We start from the raw sequence: 17,082 nt of genomic DNA on the forward strand, positions 1-17,082 counted from the left end.
GATCACTCCGATACATCGATGAGATGCATGAAGGAGCCGGCAACGTTCCGGCGTCGAAGGCCGGCGCGGCCGAGATCCACTCCTGCCGCATCCCGTACCATGAAGAGCGGCTCAGCCGCCCCCTCCGAAACGATCGTGGCATAGTGAAATTCGTGCGCGGTCATCGGTCCCCGGAAAAACGCGTCGTCGACAGGCGTCACGCGCCGGTAGCCGAGATGCCGCCTGCGTTCGGCGAAGCTCGTGACGAGCGGCAAAAGCCCGAGCATCTCGCAGCGCCTACCGTCCGCGGCGACAAGTCCCTCGCCCAGCGCCATGTAGCCGCCGCACTCCCCGAAGATGCGCGCTCCGCTCCCAGCCACCTGGTGCATCCCTGCGCGGAACTTCGAAGCGCTCGCAAGGCGTTCCGCATGCAGCTCGGGATAACCGCCGGGGAGATAGATCGCATCGGATTCCGGATGGGGCGCCTCGTCCGCAAGAGGCGAGAAGAAGGTGATTTCGGTCCCCTGCCCGCGCCAGCCGGAAAGAAGATGTTCGTAGCAGAAGGCGAAGGCGACATCGCGCGCAACGGCGGTCCGCTGGCCGAGCGGCCTTAGCGTCTCCGCTGTCTCTCCCGCCGTCAGGTCCGTCGCCGCCGCGAGCATCGCGTCGAGATCGCACGCCGACGCGACGCACTTTGCCGCGTGGTCTATGAAGGCTTCCAGCGATCCATGCTCGCCTGCCTGTACGAGACCCAGGTGGCGTTCCGGCAGTTTCAATGCCGCGTCCTGCCGCAGCACGCCCAAGACCGGCATTGCTATTCCGGCAAGCGCATCGCGCAGCATTCCCTCGTGCCGATCGCTGCCGACCCGGTTCAGAATGACGCCCGCGACGCGGACATCGTCGCGATGACGGGCATAGCCGCCGACCAGCGCGGCCACGGAATGGGAGAGGCGCGCACAGTCGACGACCAGGATTACTGCGAGTCCAAGCGCTGCGGCGAGATCCGCCGGTGCGCCCGAACCATCCGCTGCGCCGTCGAAGAGACCCATCATCGCTTCCATGATCAGCACCGAACCGTCACCCGTCGCATTGGCCGCGTTGGCGAGGAGCAGTCCGGGGCGCATCGCCCAGGGGTCATAATTGAAACAGGGCTTCCCGCTGGCGGCCGTGTGAAAAGCCGGATCGATATAGTCCGGCCCTGCCTTTCCAGGTGCGATCGAGACCCCACGCCGCTTCAACGCGCGCATCAGGCCGAGCGTGACCGTAGTCTTGCCCGACCCGGAGCTCGGCGCTGCAATCATGAGACCTTTCATGCCGGATTCCGGAGGATGCGGCTCGAAAACGGATCGGGAGCGAGCGCCCGGCCAGCGAGCGCTCCAAGCCAATCGAGCGAGGCGCGCAATCGAACGACTTCGCCGACGACGACGATTGCCGGCGGCTCGAGTCCCGAAGCGGTCACATCGGCTTCAGCGCCCGAAAGCGTCGTTTCCAGCACCACCTGCTCCGGTGTCGCCGCATTGCAGACGAAAGCCATCGGCTCGTCGGGCGAGCGGCCGGCGGCGATGAGATTGGTCGAGATCTGGCCGATGTGCTTCATTGCCATGTACATGACGATGACCGGAGAGCCCTTGGCAATGCCGTCCCAATTGATCCTGTCCGGCACGACGCCGGAGGAATCATGCCCCGTGAGGAAAGTCACCGCATGGTTGACCTCCCGATGCGTGACCGGAATACCGGCATAGGCAAGCCCGCCTATGCCGGCGGTAATCCCCGGAACGATGCGGAACGGGATGTGGTGCTCGGCCAGGGTCAGCGCCTCCTCTCCGCCTCGGCCGAAGACGAATGGATCGCCACCCTTGAGGCGCAACACCCTCTTCCCTTCACGCGCCAGTTCGACGAGCCGCAGCGAGATGTCGCGCTGTTTCGGCGAAGGCTTACCGCCGCGCTTGCCCGCAAATTCGAGTGCTGCGGTCCCTTTCGCGAGTTTGAGGCAATCGCCGTTGACCAGCGCATCATGAACGATCACATCGGCCTGGCGGAGCGCATTGGCTGCGTGCAGGGTCAGAAGGCCGGGATCGCCCGGGCCCGCACCGACGAGCCAGACCGATCCCGGCTCGAGTTCAGGCAGGCCGGCAAAAATGTCCGTCATCGGTCGATACTCCGGGCAAAGCATGGCATCCCATCAGGTCCGACCGAGGAAAATCTTGAAGTCGTCGCGTAGGAAACAATGGCAGATAATTGAATCCGCTTATCAAAGAAACTGCAAATTTCGGCCGAGACCATCACACGGCTCCCCCTGCATAATCAGCCGGTCCGGCGATTGCCGCCGTCGCCCGCACCGATCGGATCTTAGGCACGAGCAGCACCGCGTCGCACCCGGCGGCCGCCAGAGCCGCGCCCTCAGCGACGCCGTGGCAACCCGTATGGGCAAAGACGACCTTCGATGGATTTTTTAGACGCGACGATTGCGCCTCCAGCATGGCAGCCTCGAAGAAATGCGCGGGTACCGAAAAGTGCCGCGCGACCGCATGGATCGCGGGCTCGTCGGTCCGTGCATCCAGAGAGGCGACGAGTGCGACATCCCTGCCGGAAGCGCCGGCATGCGCGAGCGCCTGTTCGGCAAGCGCAATCACCTCTTCGGGCGCAGTGTTGCGCTCACAGCCAAGGCCGAGCACGAGTTTGGCGGTGATGAGTCCTTCGGCGGAAGGCATATGCGGTACGGCTCCCATGCGGCGTCGGCGTTCCATACGAAGCGCCGGCCCGGCGAAATGCCACGTACCGGTCCGGACAGCACCGGATCAAGCCCCCTGCATGGGTCGGCCGCACCGGACGCTCTTTCAGTCCGTTTGAACGGACGCCGTCGCATGATCGTCATTTTTATCGGAGCGCTTCAGGTCGGTCAAACCGGATTGCGCCATCCGCATGTCGCAAACCGCGCCGCCACGGGATCGGCCTCAAGACAATTCTTTGCATTTCGGCGTGACCTCTGACACAAGGCGGATGCAACTCCGCCGCCCATTTGCTCGAGACACCAGTGCACGACCTCGCCCTCCATATTCTGCTCTTTCTTTTCGCTGCCGCATTCCTCGCCGGCTTCATCGATTCGATCGCCGGCGGTGGGGGGATGATCACCATTCCGGCCATGCTGATCGCGGGGATTCCGCCGCTCGAAACGCTCGGCACCAACAAACTGCAGTCCCTCTTCGGCTCCGGTTCGGCGAGCATCGCCTATGCACGGCACGGCCACGTGAATCTCGGTGAGCAGCTCCCGATGGCGCTGATGTCGGCGGGAGGCGCGGTATTGGGCGCATTGCTGGCGACGGTCGCTCCTGCGGACGTTCTGGAGGCGGTGCTGCCGTTCCTGCTGATCGGCATCGCGCTCTACTTCGGTTTCAAGCCGAATATCGGCGACATCGACAAGCATCGGCGCCTGTCGGTTTTCCTGTTCACCGTCACCTTCGTGCCCCTGATCGGCCTCTATGACGGCGTTTTCGGTCCGGGCACAGGCTCCTTTTTCATGCTCGGCTTCGTCTCGCTCGCGGGCTACGGCATTCTCAAGGCGACCGCCCACACGAAATTCCTGAACTTCGGTTCCAATATCGGCGCATTCTTCGTCTTCCTGCTCAGCGGCGTCGTGCTCTGGAAGGTCGGCCTTACGATGGGTGTCGGCCAGTTCCTGGGCGCGCAGGTCGGCTCGCGTTACGCGATGGCAAAGGGCGCAAAGATCATCAAGCCGTTGCTGGTCGTCGTTTCGATCGCGCTCGCCATCCGGCTGCTCGCCGATCCGGCGCATCCGCTGCGGATCTGGCTGGCCCTGTAGGCCAGCCGCCAACCTGAGATAACGCGCCCCCAGGCGAAAAACCGTTATCCACTTTTCCTACAAGCGCTCCGACGCTTCAGCCGTTCCAGACGAGATGCCCGCCGCCGAGGTCCGATGCCGGCGGAAAGGATGGCGCATAGTCCAGCGCGCGTACCGGACTTGGCAGATCCTCCGCTTTCGGAACGAAATCGCGGCGCGTTCGGCCCGGATCTGCGACGGGAACCGCAGCCATCAGCTTCCTGGTATAGGGATGCTGCGGATTCTCGAAGATCTGCCGCCGCGTGCCCATTTCGACGAAGCGGCCCATGTACATGACCGCTACCCGGTGGCTGATCTGCTCGACGACTGCCATGTCGTGAGAAATAAACAAATAGGAGACACCCGTCTCGTCCTGGATGTCCTGCAGGAGATCGAGCACCTGTGCCTGGATCGACACGTCGAGTGCCGCGACGGACTCGTCTGCGACGATGAGCTTCGGTGAAAGAGACAGCGCGCGCGCAATGCAGATGCGCTGCCGCTGACCGCCCGAAAACTCATGCGGGTAACGCTTCATCTGCTCGGGCGACAGTCCGACCCGCTTGAAAAGATACTCCACCCGGTCACGCAGCTCGCTTCCGCTTGCAAGGCCGTGGATCACCAGCGGCTCCGCCACCAGATCGCCGACCCGCATGCGCGGATCCAGCGATGCGTAGGGGTCCTGAAAGATCATCTGCACGTCACGCAGGATGGGTCGCATCGCGCTGCCCCGCAAGCCTCCCGTGGGGCGTCCGTTGACCCGTATGTCTCCCGTCCACGGGACAAGGTTCAAAAGCGCCTTGCCGGTCGTCGACTTGCCGCAACCGGATTCTCCGACGAGAGACAGCGTCTCACCCTTGCGAACGGAGAACGAGATGCCCTCCACCGCGTGAAGCCGCTTGACCGGCCGCTGAAGGATGCCGCCCTTGATGTCGAAACGAACCTTAAGTTTATCGACTTCAAGCATCGGCTGTTCGGCGCCCGGCGCAGACCTTGCCCCGACCGCCTTGCCCGCCGCACGCTTCGGCGCGTCCGTTCCCTCCATTTCGCCGAGGCGCGGCACAGCGGAAAGGAGCTCCTTCGTGTACGCATCCTGCGGATGCGCGAAAAGGTCTCGGCTGGCCGCATGCTCCACAGTGCGGCCGTGCTTCATGACCAGCACCTCGTCGGCCATCTCCGCGACCACGCCCATATCATGGGTGATCATGATCACCGAAATCCCATAATCGGCCTGCAGCTTGCGGATAAGGGCCAGTATCTGCGCCTGAACCGTCACATCGAGCGCCGTCGTCGGCTCGTCGGCGATCAGGATCCGCGGATTCTGGGAGAGCGCCATCGCGATGACGATGCGCTGACGCAAGCCGCCCGAAAGCTCGTGCGGATACTGACCGAGCCGCCGCTCCGGCTCCGGAATCTGAACCTGACCCAGGAGTTCGACGGCCCGCGCCCGCGCAGCACGCCGGTTGCCGGCGTCTCCATGCGCGGTGATCGCACCGATCAGCTGACTGCCAACCGTCATCACCGGGTTGAGCGAGGTCATCGGCTCCTGGAAGATCATCCCGATCTTGCGCCCGCGAATCCGCCGCATGCGCGCTTCCGGAAGCGCCAATATGTCCTCGCCCTCGAGAGTGGCCGAGCCGCCCGCGATACGTGCCATCGGCTTCGGCAGCAGCTGCATCAGCGAAAGCGCGGTCATCGATTTGCCCGATCCGCTCTCGCCTGCAAGACAAAGCGTCCTGCCGGGAAGAAGATCGAAGGACAGACGCTCCACCACGATCTTAGGCCCGGTGGGCGTAGCCACCTGGACGGTCAGATCCTTCACGGAAAGCAAAGAGGAAGTCATCGGGCAGAGGCCTTGGCAATGTCATCAGAAGGACGTCCTGCCCCGCCAAGGCGGGCCAGGACCGGGTTCGTCACGCGAAGACGACGCGCGGGAAATAGAAGGACACGACCCAGTTCGGCTGGTCGACGATCTCGCTGATGCGAAGGTCACCGCAGACCGAGCACAGCATATAGGCTTCTTCCGGCTTCATCCCGCGTGTCGCACAGAGAAGGTCGATCATGCCGGACACGGCCGCGCGCGCGCCTTCCATAAGATCGCTTCCGACGCCCGTCGTGACCTCATAGCCTTCCGCATCGAGATGCCGTGTGACAGGGCCTGACGTCGTAAAGCGCGGCATCCGGAGATTCGCGTCCTTTACCACCTCGAGCTTCACGACCACATCCATTGCGCTTTCGATGGCAGTGCCGCAGACTTCGCCATCGCCTTGCGCCGCATGGGTGTCGCCGATGGAGAACAGGGCGCCTTCCACCTCGACGGGCAGATAGAGGGTCGTTCCCGCCGCAAGGTCGCGAATGTCGAGATTGCCTCCCACCCGCCGTGGCGGAACGACGGAATGCAGCCCCGGCTCCGCCGGCGCGAGCCCGATCGTGCCGGCGAAGGGCTTCAAAGGAACCCGGCCGAACTCGCCAAAGGCTGCGGGAGCAAGCGTAGCCGGATCATATTTCCAAAGTGCCAGCGCCGGCTCCGTGAACTGGTCGGCGAGGAGCCCGAAGCCCGGAATATTTGCCGTCCAGCCGAAGCCGCTCGGCTTGAAGTGTTCGATGGTCACCTTCAGGGCGTCACCCGGCCTGGCCCCATCGACATAGATGGGACCGGTGACCGGATTGACCTTCGTGAAATCGATCGTCGAAACGTCGGCAACCGTGCTGCCGGCGGTGAAATGACCGGAGCCGGAGTCCAGGCAATTGAACTCGAGCCGCGATCCGGGGGCCACCGTTTCCGCGGGCGGGATCGAATGATCCCAGCCGTAATGGTGGTGACGTCCGTGGATGGTGTAGTCGCAGTTACTGCACATCTTTTGCATAGACCTGATCGTAGTGGACGGGGATGTGGACCGGATCGACGAACAGCTTGTCGTCGCCGCCGATGCGCTCCGAGCGGATGGTGAAGCGCTCCTCGTTGAAGATCGGCGCCCAGGGCGCGTCCTCCATGATCTTCAGGTAGATGTCGCGCCACAGGGCCTCGCGCTCCGTGGCCCTTGCCGGGTCGACGATGGCGTCGGCTTCGGCTGCGTTCTTGTCGAGCTCTTCATTGCAGTACCAGGACCAGTTCCAGCCTCCCGGCACGGCACCGCCGCAGCCCAGAATGGGGCCATAGAAGTTCGACGGATCCGGGAAATCGGCAATCCACGCCATGCCGCCCGACCAGATCATCGGCGCCTGGTTTTCCTCGCCGCCGGCCGCGATGACATTGGCCTGTGCGAGCGACTTGATAGATGCCGTGATGCCGATCGCCTTCAGGTCCTGCTGGATCGCCTGGGCGATGCGCGGCTGCGGGTCGGTGTTCATGACATAGAGTTCGGTCGAAAATCCGTCGGCGAGACCAGCCTGCTCGAGCAGCTTCTTGGCGCCTTCGGGATCGAAGGTATAACCGGCATAGTCCTTTGCATAGCCCGGCATCGAGGGCGGCAGCGGCTGGTTGGCGGCCACCGCGCGACCATTGATGATGCGCAGGATCCGGTCCTTGTTGATGGCCATGTTCACAGCCTTGCGCACCTCGACCTTGTCGAAGGGAGCCATCTTGACGTTCATCGTTACATAGCCGGTGTGCAGCTGGCCGCCCCGGATGATCAGATCCTTGAAGTTCGGGTCGTTCGTCACCTCGACGAACTTCGCGGGCGGAATGCCGTCCCCAGGCATATCGACTTCGCCGTTCTGCAGGCGAAGAAGCGCAACGACCGGCTCCTGGCCGACCTCGAAGGTGATTCGATCCAGCTTCGGAAGCCCTTCGTTCCAGTAGTCGGCGAAGCGCTCGAACACCAGGCGCTGCCCAAGCGTCCATTCGGCAAGCTTGAAGGCACCGGAACCGACGGGATTCTTCCCGAAATCCGCGCCGTGTTTCTCGACCTCTTCCTTCGGCACGACATGGGCAAAGTTGAGCGCCATGACATGGAGGAAGGTGGCATCGGGCCGAGTGAGTTCGAACCTGATCGTGTGCGGATCCTGCACCGTGATGCCGGACAGCTCGCCCCCCGTACCGGCCGAGGCATCTTCAAAGCCCTTGATCGATGAAAAGAACCCGGCACCCGGGCTCTGGGTCGCCGGATTCACCACGCGCTCGATCGAATATTTCACGTCTTCGGCCGTCAGCTCGCGGCCATTGTGAAACTTGACGCCCTGGCGCAGCTTGAACGTGAAGACTTTGCCGTCCTGCGAGATCTCGTAGGATTCGGCAAGGTCGGGGCGCAGCTCGGTCGTGCCGGGGACGTAGTCCATCAGACCGTCGAACAGCGACTTGATCATCGACCAGTTCTGCCAGTCGTAGCCGATCGCCGGGTCGAGTGTCGAGACATCGTCCTTGTAGGTCACGGTCATTTCGCCACCCTGCTTGATCTCGTCGGCAAGCGCGGGATTTCCCATGAGTGCGGCGGCGCAGACGCCGGCCAGTAGCAAGTTCCTCATCTGAAGTTCCTTTCTTGATGCTGCAGTTTGTTCTTCCCGCGTCAGCGCAGCTTGATGCGTGGGTCGATAAGAGGTGTGATGAGGTCGGCGAGCAGGTTGCCGAGCACGATGGCAAACGCAGAGACGAGCGTGACGCCCATGATGATCGGGATGTCCACCCGCTGGATCGCCTGCCAGGCCAGCTGACCGATGCCGGGCCAGCCGAAGACGCTTTCCACCACCACGATGCCGGACATGAACAGACCGATATCGATGCCGATCATCGCGATCACAGGCAGTATCGCATTGGGCATTGCGTGCCGGAACAAGACCTTGGCGCGACCGGCACCGGTTGCGCGCGCCGTGCGGATGAAATCCTGGCGCATCACTTCGATCAGCGAGGAACGCATCATGCGCGAATACCAACCGGCCCCCAGGAAGCCGAGCGTGACGGAGGGCAAAACCAGGTGGGCGAAGGTGCCGTAGCCGCCAATCGGGAACCAGCCGAGCTTCACGGCGAAGACGTAAAGCAGCAGGATGCCGATCACGAATTGCGGCGCCGACACTCCGACGAAAGACGCGATCATCAGCGTATCGTCGGTGCGTGAGCCGCGCCGAAGCGCCGCGACGATGCCCATGGTGAGCCCGAAGATCAGTTCACAAGTGATGGCTCCGGCCATCAGCACGAGGCTTGCCGGAAGGCGCGATGCAATTAAAGTCGAGACTTCCGTCTTCTGCAGATAGGAGCGGCCGAAGTCGCCCTGCAACAGGCCCGCGACGTAACGCAGATACTGCTCATAGAAGGGCAGGTTCAGCCCGAGCTGTTCGCGGATGTTCTCCACTGTCTGAGCCGTTGCACTGCGGCCGGCGATCTGTCTGGCTGGATCGGCCGGTATCAGATAAAGCAGAACGAAGGTGACTAAGCTGATGCCAAGCAGGATAACAACCGTCTGAAGCAGTCGCCGCGCGATATAGGCTGCCATCAATGCCTCCCCTGCTGCGTCGGATCGAGAACATCGCGCAGCGCATCGCCGACCAGGTTGAAGGCGAGCGCCAGCGCCAGGATCGCCGCACCCGGTATGAACACCAGCCAGGGTGCCGACGTGAAATATGTCTGGTTTTCGAAAATGATGTTGCCCCAGGAGGGGATGGGCGGCTGCACGCCGATACCGAGGAATGAAAGCGTCGCCTCCAGAAGCACCGTCGTCGCGATGCCGAGCGTCGCCCAGACGATGATCGTGGACAGGAGATGCGGCAGGATGTGACGGAAGAGAATGCGTCCGGCGCCGGCGCCCATGGCTCGCTCTGCAGTCACGAAATCGCGCTCGGCGACCGAGCGCGTTTCGGTATAGACGACGCGGGCGATCTGCACCCAATTCACCATGGCGATGACCATCGCCACGATCCACAGGCTCGGGGTGAAGATCGCGGCCAGAACAATGGCCAGGAGAAGCGCCGGGAAGGCCATCATCAGATCGGTGAAGCGCATCAGCACAGTGTCCACCCAGCCCCGGAAATAGCCGGCTGCAATACCGACGAGCGAGCCGATGACGACGGCAATGCCATTGGCGACCACGCCGATGACGAGCGAGGTGCGCGCGCCATAGATCAGGCGGCTCAGGAGGTCGCGTCCGACAAGGTCCGTACCCAGCCAGAACTGGCTGTTGGGCGGCAGCGGCGCGCCTTCGATGGTCAGCCCCTCGAAAAACTGCTCGTGCGGATCGTAGGGCACGATCCATGGCGCCAGCGCTGCTGCGCCCACCACCACGGCGATGATCGCGAAACCGATAAGCGCAAGCGGCCTGCGCAGGAGACGCGTCCACACGCCCGATGTCATACTTTCTTTACTGCGTGCCGTTTCAGCGACCATGGTCGGCATTCTTCAATCCGTGGTTTTCGAATTCCTGGATGATGGCTGCAGCGACGTCCTCGATGCTGCAGCGGCGTGACATCGCGGTCAGGCGCAGGTTCTGGTAGGCTTCATTCGCGCCGCAGTTCTTCTGAAGCATCAGCAGTGCCGTTGCCTCTGCGAGGTCCTGGCGCCGCGCAAGGCGATCCTTCAATGCTGCGACGTCCCTATCGAGCGCGCGGCGGCGGGCAAAACTGTGGCTTGCGACCATCAGCGCACTGTACAGACCGGCGCTGCCGATCGGCTTCAGGAGCTGGGCGTCACACCCTTGCGCGATCGTCCAGGCTATGCGCCCGGGTGCTTCGGAGCCGATCAGCGCGATGATCGGCAAGGGCGCCTCCCCCTGACGCCAGGGAAATTGCTCGTCATGCCCCATATCTGCATCGATCAGGAGGACGTTGAACTCTTCGGCGGACCTATTCCTGGGAAAATCCGGCCAGGCCTGTTCCGCCGCAGTGCCGATACGGGCGCATTGGGCAAAGAGGGCGTCGACGTTCTGGTGGGGCCGGTGCAGGATGAGCGCCCGCCAGCCGTCGAAATTCGGGGTGTTATGAACGGAACTCATTTCACCACCTTCAGATCGGGCCGTCCCTCGTCCCGGCCCAGCGGGCGGACAAGCGGCGTGGATGTCAGGAAGGGATCCGGCGCAATGGATTCGTGCGAGCGCTTTACGATCTCGAAACTCCCATCCGCACGCCCGCGGCCGATATGAGCCGGCAGCTCCACGTGGTTGGTCCATCGGTCGACGCTGATGGTTCCCAGGGGCGTATCGACTGCCTGACCGCGCAGGGAATTGCGCACCAGGTCCGCATCGTCGCTGCCGCTGCGTGCTATCGCCTCGGCGATCATCACGACGGCACTGAACGCCTGCACGTAGAAGGCGTCGACGACGGCGCCCGGGTCCAGGGCCGCAAGCATTCTCAAGAAGGAGTCGTTTTCCGGCGACTCGATCGTGTGGAAGTAGCAACTGACCGTGAAATGTCCCGCAGCCGCCCGTCCGAGCCCGGCAATCTCGCCCTCGTAGAGGTTGCAGCTGATGACGGGGCACTTATCCGGGTGGAAGCGATCATCTGCTTCAGCGAGCGCCTGAAAGGCGCGCAGAAAGGCGTATGACGACGGGCCGATCAGGTTGTTCAGGATGAAATCCGGTTTCTTCTCACGCACCTCGTCGACGAGATGGGCGATATCCGTGTCTCCGATCGATACGAAGCGCTCGCCCACGACCTCGCCGCCCGAGCGATGGAGAATATCGCGTGCGATCCGGTTGTTCTCCCAGCCCCAGATATAGTTCGAGCCGACGAGCATGGCCCTGCTGCCGAAGCGCGGCGCTATATAGTCGAGAAGCGGTACCAGGTGCTGGTTGGCACAGGCGGCAACGTAGATAAGGTTTTCGGAAACCTCGAAACCTTCATAGACGCATGGATACCAGAGCAGCGCATCGAGCTTCTCGACGACCGGGATCACTTCCTTGCGGCTCCAGGAGGTGGTGCAGCCCACCACATGGCGGACATCGTGCTCGCGGATCAGCTGCCTGCAAAGCGGCGCATAGCGATCCGCCTCGCCCGCGGGATCGAGATGAAAGGCGTCGAGCCTGAACGCAAAACGCGGGGATGCGTTGACATGCTCGATCGCTGCCATGGTGCCGCGAAAGCCCTGGCTCGCCGGCTGCGCATAGCTGCCGCTTCGCGAGAACAATACCCCCACCGGGTAGGTGATGCCCGTCATCCGCCCCTCGAAACGCAAAAGGGCCCCGCTGAGAAACAAAGTTTCTCTTCGAGGCCCAGATGCCGACACATAATTTCAGCCAAGCCTAGCGCCAGGATACGACTTGTCAATACGAATGGACATAGCGGTGCCGATTTCCGTGGGCGCGGCCGCTCAGGCGCCGCGGAGAACTGCCCGCGCAGAAGCGCTATAGGGCCGTGGGCATCAGAAGACCGCCAGCAAGAGCGCGCCAGCCGCGATCAGACCGACGCCGAGCCAGTTTACCAGGCTGAGTTTCTCGCCGAGAAAAAGCACGCCGAACAGCGCAACCAGGACGATCGACAGTTTGTCGAGCGGCGCTACGCGGGCGGCATCGCCGAGCTTCAGCGCGCGGAAATAGGCGAGCCACGAGGCTCCCGTCGCAACGCCGGAAAGGGTGAGGAAGAGCCAGGCCCGCCCGGAAATCTCCGTCGGGCGCTGCCATTGTCCGGTTACCGCGACGATACCGGCGGCCACGAGAAGAATGACGCCCGTTCGGACCAGCGTCGCGAGGTCGGAATTGACGCTTCCGACACCGATTTTGGCAAAGATGGCAGTCAGCGCCGCGAAGGATGCGGAGAGCAGGGCCCAGAACTGCCAGCTCTGCGTCATCAGAATTCAACGCCCTTCTGGCCTTTGATCCCCGAGCGGAAGGGATGTTTTACCAGTTCCATCTCCGTCACCAGATCTGCGATCTCGATGAGATCTTCCTTGGCGTTTCGGCCGGTCAGGACCACATGCGTCATGTGCGGCTTCTCTTCCTTGAGAAAGCGCACGACCTCGGCGACGTCTATATAGTCATAGCGCAGAGCGATGTTGATCTCGTCGAGGAGCACCATGGAGTTGCGCTCGTCACGGATGAGCTCTTTGGCTTTCTCCCAGGCCTTCGCCGCCATGGCAATGTCGCGGGCACGGTCCTGCGTTTCCCAGGTGAAGCCTTCGCCGAGCGTGTAGAATTGGCAGATATCGCCGAAATGTTTCTCGATCAGGTCGCGTTCGCCCGTATGCATGGCGCCCTTGATGAACTGAACGACGGCGCACGGCATTCCGTGGGCGATGTGGCGAAAGATCATGCCGAAGCCGGCTGTCGATTTTCCCTTGCCCTTGCCGGTGTGGACGATGATCAAGCCTTTTTCGTCCGTTTTCGTCGCCATGATCTTGTCACGGGCGGTCTTCTTCTTCGCCATTTTCATGGCGTGACGCGCCTCGTCCTTTTCGGCAAGGGGTTCGCCGGTATTCGCGGTCTCGTCGCTCATGATGTCCTCCCTACTGATTTCCGGCCAGAAGACGGTCAGTCGCAGCGCCGCCGGAAAGGCTGTTCAGTTCAAATCGCGCCGAATTGGAGCGCGGGTTCCACAGGCCGCGGTCGATCGCCTCCAGCAGCCGCTCCGATATTTCCGAAAGCGCGGCCGGGTTCTTTTCGCGAAGAAAGGCGAGAACCTTCTCGTCGGCAATAAAGGCCTGATAGGTGGCTTCGAAGTGATGGTCGCGCACTGCCCCGGTGGTCGCAGCGAAGGCGAACATGTAATCGACCGTCGCGGCGATTTCGAAGGCACCCTTGTAGCCGTGGCGCATCACGCCGTCGATCCACTTCGGATTGACGACGCGGGCACGCACAACACGGCCGATCTCCTCCTCGAGCGAGCGGATGACCGGCTTTTCCGGACGCGAGTGGTCGTTGTGGTAGATTGCCGGGCGCCGCCCGCCGAGATACTCCGCCGCCGCGCTCATGCCACCTTCGAACTGGTAGTAATCGTCACTGTCGAGCAGATCGTGCTCGCGATTGTCCTGGTTCTGGACCACGGCTTCGATCGAGCGCAGGCGCTCTTCGAAAAGGCCGCGCTCCGCCTTTCCATCCTCACCGGCACCGTAGGCGTAGCCGCCCCAGGCAAGGTAAGCCTCGGCAAGGTCGCCGCGTGTTTCCCAGCCCTTCTCATCGACAAGCGCCTGCAGGCCCGCGCCATAGGCGCCAGGCTTCGAACCGAAAACGCGATAGGAGGCGCGGCGTTGAGCCTCTTTCGCGTCGACGCCCCGCTTTTCCCACTGCCGCGCTTCGGAGCGCATACGGGCCGCGATCATATTGTCGGCATCGTCCTCGTCGAGAGCGCCAACCGCGCGGACTGCCTTGTCGAACAGTGCTATCTGCTCGGGAAAGGCGTCACGGAAGAAGCCGGAGATACGCAAGGTGACGTCGACGCGGGGACGGCCGAGGACGGCAAGCGGGACGATCTCGTAACCGGTCACGCGGCGCGAGGCCATGTCCCAGACGGGCTTTGCGCCGATCAGCGCTAAAGCCTGTGCGATATCGTCTCCGCCGGTACGCATGTTGGAGGTGCCCCAGGCCGTCAGCCCGAAGGAGGACGGCCATTCGCCATGATCCTGCAGGTAGCGGCGGATCAGCAGCTCCGCCGATTTCTTGCCGAGCTCAAAGGCCGCAGGAGTTGGCACCGAGCGGCTGTCGACGGAATAGAAATTGCGCCCCGTCGGCAGTACATCCGGACGGCCGCGCGTCGGCGCTCCCGATGGACCGGGAGCGACGAACCGGCCATCGAGGCCGGTGAGGAGACCTTTGATTTCCGCCTCGCCCGAGCTTCGGATCGAAGGCTTCAGCCGCGTCTCGACCTCGTCAAGCACGGCGCGGGTGTTGGTCCAGTCACCCGGACATGCCACCTCGCCCGCAACCAATTTCGTGGCGAGCAGTTCTATCCGCTCGACGGTATCGCCGGCGGTGCGCCAGGGCGCATTCGAGAGGGCGCTCAGAGGATCGGGCTTCGGACCGGTCCAGGGATCGGACATGACGCAATCGAGCGGGTCGAAGGGTTGCGTGCGCCGGGGACTTCCACCCTCTGCCCTGCCCCGCAGGACAGAGGGAGGTGAAGCCGCGCCCAACCCCAAGTCCACCGCAATAGCGCGCTGCAGGCTCTGATCTCCCCCCTCACCCAGGCCACGCGCCACACGGGCGAGCGCGACGGTAAGATCGGTCAAAAGCCGTCCTTCCGGCGCCAGGCCGAAAATGTGCAAGCCGTCACGGATCTGCATTTCCTTGAGGTCGCAGAGATAGGCGTCAAGCTTTTCGAGCGCCCGGTTCTCGCTGTCCCCCTTCTCGATGCCGGCGTCCTGGTCAAGCCCTATGTCGCGCACGAGATCGAGTATCTGCCGGCCGAGCAGCCTGAGCCGCCGCGGATCGCCGCCCGCGGCCTCGTAATATTCGTCGACCAGCGCCTCCAGATCCTTCAGCGGTCCGTAGGACTCCGCCCGCGTCAAAGGTGGCGTCAGATGGTCGATGATGACGGCGCTCGTTCGCCGCTTGGCCTGCGTGCCCTCGCCGGGATCATTCACGATGAAGGGATAAAGATGCGGCGTCGGACCGAAAATCGCCTCGGGGTAGCATTCTTCGGAAAGCGCCAGGGCCTTTCCGGGAAGCCATTCGAGGTTACCGTGCTTGCCCATATGGACGATAGCATGGGCGCCGAAGAGCTCGCGCAGATAGGCATAGAAAGCAAGGTAGCCGTGCGGCGGCACGAGGTCCGGAGCGTGATAGGTTTCCTTCGGATCGATATTGTAGCCACGCGCCGGCTGGATGCCCACGAGCACATCGCCGAACCGAGCGAGCGGCAGGGCGAAGGCGCCGTCGATGAAGAAGGGGTCGGCCTCCGGCGCGCCCCAGCGTGCGGTCACGTCCTGCTGAATCTTCTTCGGAAGTGCACCGAAGAAACCCTTGTATTGACTCAGGGAAATCGTTTCGCGGATTTCCCTGTCGCGGCTCGCCGCATTGGTCGGCCCGGCCATCAGAAAACGGATCAGCGCGTCGCCGTCGTCAGGAACATCGCCTACAGCATAACCCTCTGCCGTCATCGCCTTCAGCACTTCTATCGTGCCGGCAGGCGTATCAAGGCCGACCCCGTTTCCGAGGCGCCCGTCGCGGTTGGGATAGTTGGCCATGACGATGGCGACCCGGCGGCTCCCGGGCCGGGTTCGGCGCAGCTTCGTCCAGTTGGCGGCGAGGCGTGCCGCGAAGCGGGCGCGATCGGCAAGCGGCTCGTGGCCGACGATATTGGCCTCGACCAGCGGGTCGTAAATCGAAGCCGCCTTGAACGACACGGCACGGGAGAGGACCCGGCCGTCCACCTCCGGCAGCGCGACATTCATGCCGAGATCGCGAGCCATCAGCCCTTGAGCCGAAGCTTCCCACGCCTCCCGCGATGACCCGGAAAAGATGACCTGCAGCACGGGCGCCCCGCCCGATTCGAGCACCGTCGGCTGCCGGTCCGCGCCGGGTGCCGAAACGGCAAAGCCGGTGGCGTTCATCACGACATCCGGCACGGCTTCGGCAAAAATCGCTTCGAGCGTGCCGATCGAAACCGGATCCTTGAGGCTGGAGACGAAAACGGGGAGCGCCCGCACACCCTCGGCCGCCAGCGCCTCGATCAGCACCTCGACCGGTTTCGTCTCCCCGCTCTGGACGAGAGCGCGGTAGAAGCAGATGGCCACGGTGGGGAAGTCTTTTTCTTCCACGACACTCTGCGGAGCATCACCATCTTTTCCCCCCGTCAAAGCCATCCACTCGCCGACGCCTATCGCGCCCGCACCTGGCCACCAGATGCCGGCCCTGAGCAGCGGTCGCGCCGGCTGCGGCTTGTCGCCGCCGTCGATCAACGCCTGCGCATAATCGAGGAAAAGACCAGCATTCTCCGCGCCGCCTTCAGTGAAATAGGCCCAAAGGCGCTGCCGGTCTTCCAACGGGACGGTGGAAAACGGGTCGACGCCCGGGTCCGGTTTGTCGTCACCCGGCAACACGGCGATCTGGAATTTATTCGCAACCGCCGCGGCGTGGAGCGCCTCCAGGACGTAACGGAAATAGCTCGCACCACCGAGTGGCCGAACGACGATCAGCTTCGCATGCCTCGCCGTACGTTCGATGTAAGTGTCGACGGACATCGGATGCATGAAATTCATCAGGCTGGCGATACGCAGGCTTCTTGCGCCCGCACGCTGACGATGGGCAGCTGCAATCGAGGCAAGCTCCGTATCGGCCGCCGACAGGAACAATATGTCGCCCGGGCTCTGTCCGAGGTCGATCGCCTCGTTACCGTCGGCGATCGCTCCTTTTTGAGCTAGGAGGAGATGCATGATTGCTCCCGGAACGAAGATCTCTCCCCAGCCCGTCCCCACA

Annotated in this window: 14 protein-coding genes; 1 reads left to right on the plus strand and 13 read right to left on the minus strand. The window is 63.1% G+C overall.

Annotated features, from left to right (window positions below; genetic code table 11):
• Positions 1–2 precede the first annotated feature (2 nt).
• The 3 genes from SINAR_RS0120130 to SINAR_RS0120140 form a co-directional block, all read right to left on the minus strand.
• Complete coding sequence (locus tag SINAR_RS0120130; RefSeq protein ID WP_028000735.1) at positions 3–1,292, minus strand: cobyrinic acid a,c-diamide synthase CobB; 1,290 nt, start codon at positions 1,290–1,292, stop codon at positions 3–5.
• On the minus strand, positions 1,289–2,128 hold the full coding sequence (gene cobA / locus SINAR_RS0120135; protein WP_028000736.1) for a uroporphyrinogen-III C-methyltransferase: 840 nt from the start codon (positions 2,126–2,128) through the stop codon (positions 1,289–1,291). The genes SINAR_RS0120130 and cobA overlap by 4 nt, the downstream gene beginning before the upstream one ends.
• A 133-nt stretch (positions 2,129–2,261) precedes the next feature.
• The gene (locus tag SINAR_RS0120140) at positions 2,262–2,690 is read right to left on the minus strand and encodes a cobalamin biosynthesis protein (protein ID WP_028000737.1); all 429 of its coding nucleotides are present in this window, start codon (positions 2,688–2,690) and stop codon (positions 2,262–2,264) included.
• A gap of 323 nt (positions 2,691–3,013) precedes the next feature.
• Here SINAR_RS0120140 and SINAR_RS0120150 point away from each other — a divergent pair, with 323 nt between their 5' ends.
• Positions 3,014–3,799, plus strand: coding sequence for a TSUP family transporter (locus tag SINAR_RS0120150; RefSeq protein ID WP_028000739.1), 786 nt, complete (start codon positions 3,014–3,016; stop codon positions 3,797–3,799).
• A gap of 76 nt (positions 3,800–3,875) precedes the next feature.
• Here the strand turns inward: SINAR_RS0120150 and SINAR_RS0120155 are convergent, their stop codons facing one another.
• From SINAR_RS0120155 to cobN, 10 genes are all read right to left on the minus strand, one after another.
• A complete protein-coding gene (locus tag SINAR_RS0120155) occupies positions 3,876–5,657 on the minus strand; it encodes an ABC transporter ATP-binding protein (RefSeq protein ID WP_028000740.1) in 1,782 nt (593 codons plus the stop codon).
• A 70-nt stretch (positions 5,658–5,727) separates the two neighbouring features.
• Positions 5,728–6,672 (minus strand): acetamidase/formamidase family protein, encoded by a 945-nt coding sequence (locus tag SINAR_RS0120160; protein ID WP_028000741.1) that lies wholly within the window; start codon positions 6,670–6,672, stop codon positions 5,728–5,730.
• Positions 6,662–8,278: an ABC transporter substrate-binding protein gene (locus SINAR_RS0120165; RefSeq protein ID WP_028000742.1), complete on the minus strand. Its 1,617-nt coding sequence runs from the start codon at positions 8,276–8,278 to the stop codon at positions 6,662–6,664. Before SINAR_RS0120165 ends, SINAR_RS0120160 begins: the two co-directional genes overlap by 11 nt.
• Positions 8,279–8,319: 41 nt before the next feature.
• On the minus strand, positions 8,320–9,240 hold the full coding sequence (locus SINAR_RS0120170; RefSeq protein ID WP_028000743.1) for an ABC transporter permease: 921 nt from the start codon (positions 9,238–9,240) through the stop codon (positions 8,320–8,322).
• Entirely contained in the window at positions 9,240–10,136 is an 897-nt protein-coding gene (locus SINAR_RS0120175; RefSeq protein ID WP_028000744.1) for an ABC transporter permease, read from the minus strand. Before SINAR_RS0120175 ends, SINAR_RS0120170 begins: the two co-directional genes overlap by 1 nt.
• Complete coding sequence (locus SINAR_RS0120180) at positions 10,117–10,731, minus strand: ANTAR domain-containing response regulator (protein ID WP_028000745.1); 615 nt, start codon at positions 10,729–10,731, stop codon at positions 10,117–10,119. The genes SINAR_RS0120175 and SINAR_RS0120180 overlap by 20 nt, the downstream gene beginning before the upstream one ends.
• The gene (locus SINAR_RS0120185; protein ID WP_028000746.1) at positions 10,728–11,891 is read right to left on the minus strand and encodes a transporter substrate-binding domain-containing protein; all 1,164 of its coding nucleotides are present in this window, start codon (positions 11,889–11,891) and stop codon (positions 10,728–10,730) included. Before SINAR_RS0120185 ends, SINAR_RS0120180 begins: the two co-directional genes overlap by 4 nt.
• A 204-nt stretch (positions 11,892–12,095) precedes the next feature.
• Positions 12,096–12,521, minus strand: coding sequence for an EamA family transporter (locus tag SINAR_RS0120190; protein ID WP_028000747.1), 426 nt, complete (start codon positions 12,519–12,521; stop codon positions 12,096–12,098).
• A complete protein-coding gene (gene cobO, locus SINAR_RS0120195) occupies positions 12,521–13,165 on the minus strand; it encodes a cob(I)yrinic acid a,c-diamide adenosyltransferase (protein WP_028000748.1) in 645 nt (214 codons plus the stop codon). Before cobO ends, SINAR_RS0120190 begins: the two co-directional genes overlap by 1 nt.
• 10 nt (positions 13,166–13,175) lie before the next feature.
• The gene (cobN, locus tag SINAR_RS0120200) at positions 13,176–17,039 is read right to left on the minus strand and encodes a cobaltochelatase subunit CobN (protein WP_028000749.1); all 3,864 of its coding nucleotides are present in this window, start codon (positions 17,037–17,039) and stop codon (positions 13,176–13,178) included.
• Positions 17,040–17,082: the final 43 nt, after the last annotated feature.

The organism is Sinorhizobium arboris LMG 14919, from assembly GCF_000427465.1.
Taxonomy (GTDB): domain Bacteria; phylum Pseudomonadota; class Alphaproteobacteria; order Rhizobiales; family Rhizobiaceae; genus Sinorhizobium; species Sinorhizobium arboris.

What these genes read in the sequence shown, in the direction of transcription:
- SINAR_RS0120130 (WP_028000735.1), bottom strand. Translation starts at nt 1,292, where the DNA reads ATGAAAGGTCTCATGATTGCAGCGCCGAGCTCCGGGTCGGGCAAGACT.
- cobA (WP_028000736.1), bottom strand. Translation starts at nt 2,128, where the DNA reads ATGACGGACATTTTTGCCGGCCTGCCTGAACTCGAGCCGGGATCGGTC.
- SINAR_RS0120140 (WP_028000737.1), bottom strand. Translation starts at nt 2,690, where the DNA reads ATGCCTTCCGCCGAAGGACTCATCACCGCCAAACTCGTGCTCGGCCTT.
- SINAR_RS0120155 (WP_028000740.1), bottom strand. Translation starts at nt 5,657, where the DNA reads ATGACTTCCTCTTTGCTTTCCGTGAAGGATCTGACCGTCCAGGTGGCT.
- SINAR_RS0120160 (WP_028000741.1), bottom strand. Translation starts at nt 6,672, where the DNA reads ATGTGCAGTAACTGCGACTACACCATCCACGGACGTCACCACCATTAC.
- SINAR_RS0120165 (WP_028000742.1), bottom strand. Translation starts at nt 8,278, where the DNA reads ATGAGGAACTTGCTACTGGCCGGCGTCTGCGCCGCCGCACTCATGGGA.
- SINAR_RS0120170 (WP_028000743.1), bottom strand. Translation starts at nt 9,240, where the DNA reads ATGGCAGCCTATATCGCGCGGCGACTGCTTCAGACGGTTGTTATCCTG.
- SINAR_RS0120175 (WP_028000744.1), bottom strand. Translation starts at nt 10,136, where the DNA reads ATGCCGACCATGGTCGCTGAAACGGCACGCAGTAAAGAAAGTATGACA.
- SINAR_RS0120180 (WP_028000745.1), bottom strand. Translation starts at nt 10,731, where the DNA reads ATGAGTTCCGTTCATAACACCCCGAATTTCGACGGCTGGCGGGCGCTC.
- SINAR_RS0120185 (WP_028000746.1), bottom strand. Translation starts at nt 11,891, where the DNA reads ATGACGGGCATCACCTACCCGGTGGGGGTATTGTTCTCGCGAAGCGGC.
- SINAR_RS0120190 (WP_028000747.1), bottom strand. Translation starts at nt 12,521, where the DNA reads ATGACGCAGAGCTGGCAGTTCTGGGCCCTGCTCTCCGCATCCTTCGCG.
- cobO (WP_028000748.1), bottom strand. Translation starts at nt 13,165, where the DNA reads ATGAGCGACGAGACCGCGAATACCGGCGAACCCCTTGCCGAAAAGGAC.
- cobN (WP_028000749.1), bottom strand. Translation starts at nt 17,039, where the DNA reads ATGCATCTCCTCCTAGCTCAAAAAGGAGCGATCGCCGACGGTAACGAG.